Annotated in this window: 9 protein-coding genes; 1 reads left to right on the top strand and 8 read right to left on the bottom strand. The window is 69.8% G+C overall.

Going from position 1 to position 10651, the window contains the following annotated elements:
• Positions 1-34: 34 nt before the first annotated feature.
• Complete coding sequence (locus tag FNF32_RS04260) at positions 35-694, bottom strand: hypothetical protein (protein WP_131674213.1); 660 nt, start codon at positions 692-694, stop codon at positions 35-37.
• A gap of 409 nt (positions 695-1103) precedes the next feature.
• Between FNF32_RS04260 and FNF32_RS04255 the strand changes: the two genes are divergently transcribed.
• Positions 1104-1832 carry a copper homeostasis protein CutC gene (locus tag FNF32_RS04255; protein ID WP_143796487.1) on the top strand — a complete coding sequence of 243 codons (729 nt, stop codon included), beginning with the start codon at positions 1104-1106 and terminating at the stop codon, positions 1830-1832.
• A 72-nt stretch (positions 1833-1904) separates the two neighbouring features.
• On the opposite strand, the gene FNF32_RS04250 is transcribed toward FNF32_RS04255, so the two are convergent.
• From FNF32_RS04250 to FNF32_RS04220, 7 genes are all read right to left on the bottom strand, one after another.
• Positions 1905-2813: a sugar kinase gene (locus FNF32_RS04250; protein WP_131674211.1), complete on the bottom strand. Its 909-nt coding sequence runs from the start codon at positions 2811-2813 to the stop codon at positions 1905-1907.
• Between the two features lie 11 nt (positions 2814-2824).
• The gene (kduD, locus tag FNF32_RS04245; RefSeq protein WP_131674210.1) at positions 2825-3586 is read right to left on the bottom strand and encodes a 2-dehydro-3-deoxy-D-gluconate 5-dehydrogenase KduD; all 762 of its coding nucleotides are present in this window, start codon (positions 3584-3586) and stop codon (positions 2825-2827) included.
• 16 nt (positions 3587-3602) lie between these two features.
• Positions 3603-4622 carry an ABC transporter ATP-binding protein gene (locus tag FNF32_RS04240; RefSeq protein ID WP_131674209.1) on the bottom strand — a complete coding sequence of 340 codons (1020 nt, stop codon included), beginning with the start codon at positions 4620-4622 and terminating at the stop codon, positions 3603-3605.
• Between the two features lie 12 nt (positions 4623-4634).
• Positions 4635-5705, bottom strand: a complete 1071-nt coding sequence (locus FNF32_RS04235; protein ID WP_246087676.1) for a carbohydrate ABC transporter permease — start codon at positions 5703-5705, stop codon at positions 4635-4637.
• Positions 5702-6754 (bottom strand): carbohydrate ABC transporter permease, encoded by a 1053-nt coding sequence (locus tag FNF32_RS04230; RefSeq protein ID WP_246087675.1) that lies wholly within the window; start codon positions 6752-6754, stop codon positions 5702-5704. Before FNF32_RS04230 ends, FNF32_RS04235 begins: the two co-directional genes overlap by 4 nt.
• On the bottom strand, positions 6751-8025 hold the full coding sequence (locus FNF32_RS04225; RefSeq protein ID WP_131674208.1) for an ABC transporter substrate-binding protein: 1275 nt from the start codon (positions 8023-8025) through the stop codon (positions 6751-6753). The genes FNF32_RS04230 and FNF32_RS04225 overlap by 4 nt, the downstream gene beginning before the upstream one ends.
• A 129-nt stretch (positions 8026-8154) precedes the next feature.
• The gene (locus tag FNF32_RS04220; RefSeq protein ID WP_131674207.1) at positions 8155-10650 is read right to left on the bottom strand and encodes a hypothetical protein; all 2496 of its coding nucleotides are present in this window, start codon (positions 10648-10650) and stop codon (positions 8155-8157) included.
• Between the last annotated feature and the right edge of the window lies 1 nt (position 10651).

The following is a 10651-nucleotide window of genomic DNA, read 5'->3' as shown; positions in this document are numbered from 1 at the left end:
TCCGCCCCATGCCCACCCGCGGAGAATGGACCGATCAGATCAGCAGCGGCAGGAGGAGAGCGCCGTGGCGCTTACGGTAGAAATCGTAGTCCCGCTCGACATAGCGCAGCTTCGGGCGGACACGGTCGCCGTAGCGGGCGTCGTCGCGGGGCTCGTCGGGCCGGCGCTCCAGCAGCCCCCGGTCCCGGTCCGAGGTTCCGGGAAAGTCGTCCGGCCATTCGCGGTTGTAGCTGTCCCACAGCACCAGCTGGCATTCCGCCGCCTCGCGCGCCTCGGCGATGACGGTCGCGCCGTCGCGGTCGTCCAGCGTGATCACGTAGGCGCGGCGGCGGTCGATGCCGAGGACCTTCAGATCCACATTGTCCTGCATCTCGGTCCAGGCCGTCGCGGGGCCGAACAGACGGTCCCCGCCCTGCCAATCGCGGCCCGAGGCGAAGCGCAGGCGCCATTCGCCGGGCGGCAGCAGCAGGCGAAAAACCTCTCCTCCGCGGATATAGCCCGCCATCACCGGGGCGCGGTCTTCGGGGTCGGTGACGTAGAGGACGTGATCGGTGCCCTGGTTCGATCTCACCACCAGCGGGAACGTCGCGGGCAAGCCGCTGCGGTTCCACAGGAGCCCGGCGCGCGGGCGATCCTCGGCCAGCGCCGGCACGGGAAGGGCGAGCAGGAGCAGCAGAACGAGCAGGCGGCACATGGCGGGTCCCCCTTGCCCACAAGATAGGAACGCCACGGCCATCACTGAAGGTCCGTCGTGCGACGTGGCGGTCGCCGCGTCGTGCCTAAGAACGACGGCGTCAAGATCTCGCCCGGGTCGGTCTTGCAGTGCCGTTGGTGCCGGGCAACCCCGTAACGACATTACCAACCCACCACCACGCACACCCCGTCTTGGTGGCGAGGCTTGCCAGCGCCCACGCCGGATGGCCTTGGACCTCGCGTAGTCCCAAGCCGGCCACGAGAAAGCGCCCGCACCCGTGTCCTCTCTGGCTGGCCGCCTTCACCTGAGATACCGCACCGGCTATGAGGACGCAGCTTTTACACCCACGCATCCGCAGACCCGCACTCCCGGTCGCGCGGCTGCTCGTGAAACCGGAACGGAGGCAGGCGTGAGCCGGATCTTGCTCGAAATATGCGTGGACGACGCCGCCGGGATCGCCGCGGCGGTCGAAGGCGGTGCGGACCGGATCGAGCTTTGTGCGGCGCTGGGGGTCGGCGGCCTGACGCCATCGGCCGGGCTGATCGCGCTTGCGGCCGATGTCGCGCTGCCGGTCATGGCGATGATCCGCCCCCGCGCAGGCGATTTCGTCTGGACCGAGGATGAGGTCCGCGCCATGCTGGCCGAGATCGAGGCGGTGCGCGGCGCGGGCCTAGCCGGCGTGGTGATCGGGGCCTCGCTGCCCGACGGGCGGCTGGACGCCCGGGTGCTGTCGCGCCTGGTCGAGGCGGCGCAGGGGCTGGACGTCACGCTGCACCGCGCGATCGACCTTGCCCCCGACCCGGTCGAGGCGATGGCATCGTGCCGCGCGCTTGGAATACGCCGCGTCCTGTCGTCGGGCGGGGCCCGCGCGGCGGTGGACGGGCTGGACCGGCTGGCGGCGATGGCCACGGCCGCGCCCGATGTGATCGTCATGCCGGGCAGCGGGATCACGGCCGACAACGCCGCGCGTTTTGCCGACCGCCTGCCGCTGCGCGAGATCCACGCCTCGGGCGGGGCGGCCCTGCCCGACGCGTCGCCGCTGGTCCGGTCGCTGGGCTTCCAGCCACCCGGCGCGCGCGGCACCGACGTGGGCCGCGTCCGCGCGCTTCGCGACGAGCTGGACCGGCTGGCGCGCTGATTGCGCTGAAGGCGGTTTGCCGCGCGAGCGCGTCGCTTGCAGCCCGGCAAGCCCGATGCGGACCCGATGAGGTCAGGCTGTCGGCATCGCCGAGCGCGGGATGATCGCGCCGGGGTGCGCGATGACACGGGCCGCCAGCGCGTGGCCTGCGGCCATGGCTGCGGTGGCCGACGCGCCGGTCAGGGTCGCGGCGATGAAGCCCGCGTTGAAGCTGTCGCCGGCGGCGGTCGTGTCCGTCACCCGGTCCGCGCGCGGCACCCGCAACGCCGCGCCGCTTCCATCCAGCGCCACCGGCCCCGCCGCCCCGCGCTTCAGCGCGCCGGTTCCCACGCCGAGGACGCGGAAGCGTGCCACCGTCGCCTCGGACCCGATCATGCCCGTCAGCGCCTCCTCATCGTCGAGCGAGGGCAATGCGATGTCGGTTGCCGACCAGAAGCGCCCGATTTCGGTGCGCGCCGTCTCGGCGTCGGGCCAAAGCCTGGGGCGGTAGTTCGAATCGAACGCGACCTTGCCGCCACGGTCGCGAAACCCTGCGAGCCAGTCGAGCAGCCGTGCCCGCGCCTCGGGCGCGATCACCGCAAGGGTGATCGCCGACAGGTAGATCACGTCGAACCCCGCCAGCGTGTCGGGCCCGATCCCGCCCGCGCGCGAGAACAGCCCCCGCGCAGCCGAGGTCGAGCGCCAGTAGGCGAAGCTCCGTTCCCCCCGGTCGTCGAGCGTTATCATGTAAAGCCCGGGCAGGCCGTCTGGCACGCGTTCGCAGAGGTCGGTCGCGATCCCTTCGGCGGCGATCGCGTCCATGATCCGGTCGGACTGCGGATCGCACCCCAGCGCGGTGACGTAGGACACCACGCCCGGCCCGAGCAGCCGCGACAGGTAGACGGCGGTGTTGAAGCTGTCGCCCGCGACGCCCGCGCGCATCAGCCCCTCGCCCGCGGGCGACAGCTCGATCATCACCTCGCCGATGCAGGCGATCTTCATGGCGCGGGCGCTCAGCGGGCCAGCCAGCCGCCGTCCACCGGCAGCACGATCCCGTTGACATAGTCCGACGCGGCCGAGGCCAGGAACACCGCCGCGCCGCCGATGTCCGACGGCTTGCCCCAGCGCCCGGCCGGGATGCGGCCGAGGATGTCGGCGCTGCGCTTTTCGTCGGCGCGCAGCGCCTCGGTGTTTTTGGTCGCCACGTAGCCGGGCGCGATGGCATTGACCTGCACGCCCTTGGCCGCCCATTCGCAGGCGAGCAGCCGGGTCAGCCCGGCGACGCCGCTTTTCGACGCGGTATAGGCCGGAACCCGGATCCCGCCCTGAAACGACAGAAGCGAGGCCACGTTCACGATCTTGCCCGACCCCTGGGCGATCATGTGCCGCCCCGCCGCCTGGCTCAGGAAGAAAAGCGATTTCAGGTTCGTGTCGATGACGGCGTCCCAGTCGGCCTCGGAATAATCGACCGCGTCGGCACGGCGGATGATGCCCGCGTTGTTCACGAGAATGTCGAGCCGCCCCAGCCGGGCCACCGTTTCGTCCACGATCCCCTGCAGGGGCGCGGTGGTGGACAGGTCCGCGCGGATCTCGTGGACGCGCGCCCCGCCGGTGACGAGGGCGCGGGTCTCGTCCATCGCGGACCGGCCGACCAGCGCCACGGCGGCGCCTGCGTCCGCCAGCGCCACCGCGATCGCCTGCCCGATCCCGGTATTGGCGCCGGTGACGACCGCCACGCGGCCGCCGAGGTCGAAAAGGGTCGGGGGGTTCGTCATCACAGGCTCCTTGTGATCAGGGCTCGACCCGGCGGCCCGCGTCGTCGAAGAAATGCAGCTTGCCCGGCTCGGCCGCGACCCGCAGCGTGTCGCCCCGCGCGGCATCCACCTGCCCCGCCTGCGCGACGATCAGACGGGTGCCCGACGCGAGTTGCCCGTGCAGCACCGTTTCCGTCCCCAATGCCTCGACCAGATCCACCTTCAACTCGGCCCCGGCATCGTCCAGCCGCAGGTTCTGCGGCCGCACCCCGACCCATGCGGCGCCGCGCGGCAGGCCGCCTGGCGCCAGCGACGCGGCTTCGGCGGCGTCGATCAGGTTCATCCGCGGCGCGCCGATGAAGCCCGCGACGAACAGGTTGGCCGGGCGGTTGAACAGCTCCATCGGCGTCGCCACCTGCTCGATCTCGCCGTCGCGCAGGACGACGATCCGGTCGGCCAGCGTCATCGCCTCGATCTGGTCGTGGGTGACGTAGATCATCGTGGCTTTCAGCCGCGCGTGCAGCGCCGCGAGTTCGGCCCGCATCGACACCCGCAGCTCGGCATCCAGGTTCGACAGCGGCTCGTCCAGTAGGAATGCGGTCGGGTCACGCACCACCGCGCGCCCGATCGCCACCCGCTGGCGCTGCCCGCCCGACAGCTGGCCCGGGCGGCGCTGCATCAGGTGCCCGATTTCCAGCATCCGCGCGGCCTCGGCGATGCGGGACGCGATCTCGGCCTTGGGCATGCGGTTGTTCTGCAGCCCGAAGGCCAGATTGTCGCGCACCGTCATGTGGGGATAAAGCGCGTAGGACTGGAACACCATCGCAAGCCCGCGGTCGGCCGCGCCCACGTCGGTCACGTCGCGGCCGTCGATGTGGATCCTGCCCGCGTTCGGCTGGTCGAGCCCCGAGATCTGGCGCAGCAGCGTGGACTTCCCGCAGCCCGAGGGCCCCACGAACACCACGAACTCGCCTTCGGCGATGTCAAGGTCGATGCCCTTGAGAACCTCGAGCGCGCCGAACGACTTGCGGATGCCTTGCAGCCTGATCTGCCCCATCGGGTTTCCTTCCTACTTCAGTCCGGTGCCGGCGATGCCTGCGGTGATGAACCGCTGCAGGAACACGAACACGATCAGGACCGGGATGATCGACACCACCGTCATGGCAAGGATGAACTGCCACTGCACGTTCAGCTCGCCCGCATAGGTGTTGAGCCCGACCTGCAGCGTGAAAAGCTCTTTCCGGCTCAGCACGATCAGCGGCCACAGGAAATCGTTCCAGCGCCACACGACCGAGAAGATGGCGAGGACCGCAAGCGCGGGCGCCGTCAGCGGCAACACGATCCGCCAGTAGATCTGCCATTCGCTGGCGTTGTCCATGCGCGCGGCCTCGATCAGCTCGTCGGGGATCGTCAGCATGTACTGGCGCAGCATGAAGACGCCTGTGGGCGTGGCGACCGTGGGCAGGATCACGCCCCACAGGTTGTTCATCAGCCCCAGCGACGACACCACCGAATAAAGCGGCACGAGGTTCACCGACAGCGGGATCATCAGCGTGGCGACGATCACCATCATGACCCCGTTGCGGCCCCGGAACTCGTACTTGGACAGCGCGAAGGCCGCCATCGAGTTGGTAATGAGCGTGATGATCGTGGCCATCGTGGTCACGAAGACCGAATTGCGAAGGTAGCGCGCAAAGTCGAACTGCTTGAGCGGCGTCGTGTAGTTGTCGGTGGCGAAGGCGACCTCGCGCAGGGGCTTCCTGGCGTTGATGTTGACCTTGACGGGGTCGTCCGGCGCCTCGGGGCGGACCATGTTGGCCATGATGCCGACGCGGTTCAGCTCCGCCATCACCGCGCTCGATCCGTCGGGCAGCTCGACCGTGTAAAGCGGCAGCGCCTTGGGGCCCGTCTTTGTCTCGACCGTCGCGGTCTGGGCGGCATAGGGCAGGATCGTCGGCGGGAACTCGGCCAGCTGGGCCGGGGTCTTGAACGACGACAGCAACAGCCACAGCGCCGGGCCGAAGATCATGACGAGGCTGAGCGCGAGCCAGCCGAACGTCACCACGTCGGTCCAGTGCCACCCCTTGCCGCCGCGGCGCCGGGTCAGGAAGGCCACGGGGTTCATCGCCGATCGGGTCATTGCCGGTCCCTCCACCGCGTAAGCGCGATCTGCGCCAGCGTCAGCACCACCAGCACGCCCCCCATCATCAGCGACGCGGCCGCCGCCACGCCCGGGTTGCGCAGCGTCGAGGCGAAGCCCGTCTCATAGATGTACTGGGTCAGGTACATGGTCGATGTGCCGGGGCCGCCGCCGGTCAGGACATAGACCTCGTCAAAGACCTGCACCGCGCGGATCAGCGCCAGCACGATCACGACCAGAAGGTTGGGCCACAGCAGCGGCAGGGTGATGCGGCGGAACGCGCGCGCGGGCGACGTGCGGTCCATCTCGGCCGCCTCGTAGATGTGGCGGGGGATCGCCTGCAGGCCCGCGAGCAGGATCAGCGCATAGAACCCCGCATGCGCCCAGACCGAGATCCCGACCGAAAAGACGTAGGCCCAGGTGCGGTCGGTCAGCCAGTTGACCGGATCGAGCCCCATCTCGACCATCAGCCAGTTGAGCAGGCCCTGCCGCTGGAAGATCCATTTCCAGATCAGGCCCACGACCACCGGCGACAGCAGCACCGGAAAGAAGAACACCGCCCGCCAGAAGCCGCGCGCGCGGATGCTGCGGTTGAGGATCAGCGCCGTGGTCATCGCCACCGCGACCAGCACCACCACCTGCAGCGCCACGAAGCGGACCGTGTTCCAGACCGCGATCCAGAACAGGTCGTCGCGGCAGGTGGCGGGCGCCAGGTGGTTGTCGCAGGTCAGGAGCCGGGCGAAGTTCTCAGGCCCCACGAAGCTGCGCGAGGGCAGGAACAGCTGGGTTCCGCCGCTCAGCGAATAGGCCACGTTGATGCCCAGGGGCACGATCACGAACAGCGCGAACACGGCCATGTTCGGCAGCAGGAAAAAGGCGATCATGCCGCCCCGTCCCGCCAGCCGCTGCCAAAACCGCATCGGCCCGTCCAGCAGATGGGCAAGCAGGCCCACCGGCGCGGCAAGCACCGCGCCGATGGACCGGCGGGCGGGCGCCTGCTGCGGCGCGGGGTTCCCCGCGCCCGCCGGTGCCTCGCCCTGCATCGTCATTGCCCGGCCTGTGCGACCTGCTCGGCAATGTCGCTGTCCATCCGCGCGAAGGCGTCGTCCAGCGACATCTCGCCCGCCATCGCCTGGCCCGTGCGGGTGACGAGCGCGGTGTAATAGGCGCTGGCCCATTTCCACGCCGGCAGCGCGTTCGCCTCGGGGCTGAGGTTCTTCACGTCGGCGTTGAAGGCGTCGAGCGCGGGCTGGACCTGCGGATCGGCGGTCTCGTACTTCAGGTCGCCCGCCGCGCGGATCGCCGCGTTCGACGGGATGAACAGCGAGCGCTGCGTGAACTCGCGCATCACCGGCTCGGACGCGAGATAGTCCATGACCTTGCCGACCGCCTCGGGGTTCTTGGTGTATTTCACCGCGACCAGCCCGGCGCCGCCCGGGATGCCGCTGCACCCGTCGGGGCCGCAGGGGTTGCCCACCGCGACCCAGTCGAAGGTGTCGCCGATCTTGGTCGAGAAGTTCGAGATCTGCCAACTGCCCGAGAAATACAGCGGGATCTGCGCGTTGATGAAATCCTCGGCCGCCGCGCGGTAGGATGCGCCGGCGGCGCTGACCCACACGTCCTTGAGGTTCTGCCCGCCCTCGGTCCAGCCCACCAGTTCGGTCAGGAACGCCTTGGCCCCCGCGTCGACCGGCGCGGGCATGCCGTCCTGGCCAATGTAGTTGGCGCCGTAGTTCAGGATCGGCGCGCTCATCCGGTGGCCCGACCGGTCCATCGCGAAGGCCGCGGGGGACTGCTGGCTTTGCGCGACCTGCGCCGCGGCTTCGACCCACTGGTCCCAGGTGCTGCCCGCCGCCGGCAGGGCGACGCCCGCCTGGTCGAACAGCGTCTTGTTGGCGAACGCCCCGGTCAGGGTGATCTGGGTCATGAAGCCGGTGATCGCCTGCGACCCGTCGGGCCGCATCCAGTCGGCCTGCTCGCCGTAGTTCGCATCCCAGTAGGCCTTGTCGGCCAGGTAGGGCGTCAGGTCCAGCCAGTGGTCGGCCAGCGCCTTGAGGTCGGTCACGCGGGCGATGTCGGGGCCGTCGCCTGCTTCCAGCGTGATCGGCAGCTGTTCCTTGATGACCTGATAGGACACGTTGTCCAGCGTGACCTTGATGTCGGGGTTCTGTTCCTCGAACTTCTTGAGCAGGTCGGCCACCACCTCGCCCTCGTTGCCGTCGGAATACCACATGATGCGGACTTCGTCGGCGGCGTATGCCCCGGTGGCGAAGCTGAGGGCGGCTGCGATCGCCGTCCCGCGGAGATAGGCTCGTTTCATCAGTTCCTCCCAGTTTTGTTCAGGCTTGTTGAGATCAGACTTGTTGTCACATCAGGCGTGGGCGTCTCGTCGTGCGGCGGACCTTGCGGGGTCGGCTCGTGCCGTTCGGGCCGCCCACGGGTTCGGCGGCTAGGCCGATCCGGCCGCGACCGGGTCCGCCCGGTAATCGGGTTGCGTCACGATGCCGAGCCGGGTGCCCGCCAGCGTCCAGTCGCGCGGATCGAGGGTCCGCCCCTCGGCCTCGACCCGGCCGTCCTCGTGGAACCGGACCAGGCCGTATTCGGGATCGTCCACGGCAAGCACGTCCCCGTTCCGCGTCGCCACAAGCGCGTGCGCGGCCTCGAACCCGGCCGCGCTGTCGCCGCGCCCGACCCGCGCGATCCACAGCCCGGCCCGGCCCTCAAGCCGCAGTTCGGCGTTCGCCGACCCGCCGGTCGTGACCAGCTGCAAGGGCCCCGACCCGGCAAGCAGCAGGACGCCGGTTCCGGACCGCGCGCGGGCGCGGGTTCCTTGGACGTGCCAGTCGTCGAACACCTCGGTCGGGAACCAGGCGTGGGTGAAGCCCAGCTGCCCCTCGACACCCCGGAACGACACGATCGCCAGCCCGCGATACTGCTGGACGCGCGGTACGCTGGCCGATCCGCCCCAGAACGACGGGCGGCCATAGCCCGACTGCACCATCTCGCCGGGATGGTTGATCCAGAACTGCGCCCGGGGCTCCTGCCCCAGCCGCCCGTGGATCAGCGTTTCCTGGTAGCCCCATTCGCCCCAGCGATAGGCGGCGGCGCTGCCCATCGCGGCAGCCTCGGTCTTGTGGTGATAAAGCCGCGCGAAGAGGTTGTTGCCCTGCCCGAAGGTCCATTCCTGCGCGCCCTCGCCCGACCAGATCGCGCGGTCGCGCAGCGCCGGATCGACCGTCAGCCCGTGGTCGCGCAGGCACAGCGCGAGCTGGCTCAGGCAATTCACATGCGCCCCGAACCAGCCTCGCCCCCAGAGAAGCCGGGCGATCCCCGTCAGTTCGGACGTGTCGGCGGGGATCAGCGAATGTTCGTAGCTGCGCCCCTCGGCCGCGGTGTTCACGCCCATATGGGCCGCGTTCGCGACGATCTCGACCAGCCGCAGGATGCCGCGGCGCGCGCGTTCGCGGATGCCTTCGTCGGGCGCCAGCGCGTAAAGCGCGGTCATCCCCTTGAGGTCGATTGGGAAATAGGGGGACGAGTTGAACTCGGCCATCTCGGCACGCTCGAAGTGGTCGAACCACGCGTTCAGCCGGTCGTGACCCACGCGCGACTGCTCTGCCCCGCTGCGGCCCGAGCGGCGGAAGGTGGCGTCGGGCAGGTGATGCCCGGCCAGGTAGGCGGCGGTGTGGAACAGCAGCGCATGGTTTTCCGAGAAGTACCACTGCACGTCGTTGCCCGGCTCGTCCATCCAGTAGCGGAAGTTCAGCGTGGCGGCGTCGATCCGCGCACGCAGCGCGGCCGGGATGCGGTCGGCATAGGCGATCCGGCCCCAGAGCAGCGGCACCAGCGCGAAGTCGGCGCAGTCGAAGCACTCCTCGATCCCGCCCAGCTCGTGTTCATAGATCGCGGCGGCACGATCGGCGTCGCCCTGATCAAGGCAGGCGAGCGCGGTCTGGGTGTCGTTCTCGGCGTGCGCGGCGATCCAGCCCAGCGTCTCGGCGATGCGGCCCGGCAGCGTGTCCGGCGCGGGGCCGGTGCGGCCGCGCCAGCTGATCTCGGCCCCCAGCGTCGCGCGGGTGCGAAAGCCGCCGCAGTCGAGATCGAGGTGGAAATAGCGGTAGTCGGCGGGAAAGTCCCCTGCCCGCCCGATCGTCGCGCGCGCGGCGCCCGGCGCGATGTCGAGCGCGATCCCCTGGCTGTCGTGGGCCATGAAATGGCCGCTGACGACGACCTTGGCCGCGACCGGGGCGGGAAACGGACGCGGCAGGACCAGCGCGATCTCGTCGGTGTCGTCGTAATGCTTGCGGTCCAGGTGCATGGCGTCGATCGCCGCCTCGACCGCGTCCACCAGCGCGTCGTCCGCGCCATATGGACGGGCCGCGCGGGCGGGCGGGCCGTCCACCCATTCGACGAGGATGCGGATGACGGCGTCGCGCTCGGCCAGGTCCTCTTGCCAGACGGCGATCTCGTTTCCGCCCTCGCGCAGGGTCACGTCGAACTCTGCCTTCGTCATCGCGTTGCGGATTGTGGGGGCGAGCCAGCCGGCCGCCTCGCCGTTGACGAAAAGCTTGGCAGCCCCGCAGATCCCCAGCCGCAACCGCGCCGGGCCGGCGCGTTCCGCATGAACTGCGGTGCGCTGCCAGTTCCTGAGCCGGGTCGCGCGGAACCAGAATCCCGACAGGTCGAGGAACGCCGACCCCATCGGCAGGACGTTGCGCGCGGTGGTCCAGTCCGGGTCCATGTCGGGCACCGGCTCGCAGTCGCGGTACCGGGCGATATAGGCGGTGCGGCACGGATAGGTGTGGGGGATGTAGTTCTTGTCCTTGGTCAGGAAGAACGTCGAATCCATCTCGCCCTGCATGGGCGCGTCGGGCACGTCGTAGCGCGTCGCGGCCAGCGGCGTCGTCTGCCACCAGGGCAAGGGCTGGCCGCTGGTCAGGCGCATG

This window comes from Paracoccus marinus (assembly GCF_007018965.1).
In the GTDB taxonomy this organism is placed as follows: Bacteria; Pseudomonadota; Alphaproteobacteria; order Rhodobacterales; family Rhodobacteraceae; genus Paracoccus; species Paracoccus marinus.
The sequence above is the reverse complement of the archived record's forward strand: the minus strand, read 5'-3'. Positions and strand labels throughout refer to the sequence as shown.

Bases quoted from the DNA above. Each gene is read 5' to 3' on its own strand.
- FNF32_RS04240 (WP_131674209.1), bottom strand. From the start codon at position 4,622: ATGGGGCAGATCAGGCTGCAAGGCATCCGCAAGTCGTTCGGCGCGCTC.
- FNF32_RS04235 (WP_246087676.1), bottom strand. From the start codon at position 5,705: ATGACCCGATCGGCGATGAACCCCGTGGCCTTCCTGACCCGGCGCCGC.
- FNF32_RS04225 (WP_131674208.1), bottom strand. From the start codon at position 8,025: ATGAAACGAGCCTATCTCCGCGGGACGGCGATCGCAGCCGCCCTCAGC.
- FNF32_RS04250 (WP_131674211.1), bottom strand. From the start codon at position 2,813: ATGAAGATCGCCTGCATCGGCGAGGTGATGATCGAGCTGTCGCCCGCG.
- FNF32_RS04230 (WP_246087675.1), bottom strand. From the start codon at position 6,754: ATGACGATGCAGGGCGAGGCACCGGCGGGCGCGGGGAACCCCGCGCCG.
- FNF32_RS04260 (WP_131674213.1), bottom strand. From the start codon at position 694: ATGTGCCGCCTGCTCGTTCTGCTGCTCCTGCTCGCCCTTCCCGTGCCG.
- FNF32_RS04220 (WP_131674207.1), bottom strand. From the start codon at position 10,650: ATGCGCCTGACCAGCGGCCAGCCCTTGCCCTGGTGGCAGACGACGCCG.
- kduD (WP_131674210.1), bottom strand. From the start codon at position 3,586: ATGACGAACCCCCCGACCCTTTTCGACCTCGGCGGCCGCGTGGCGGTC.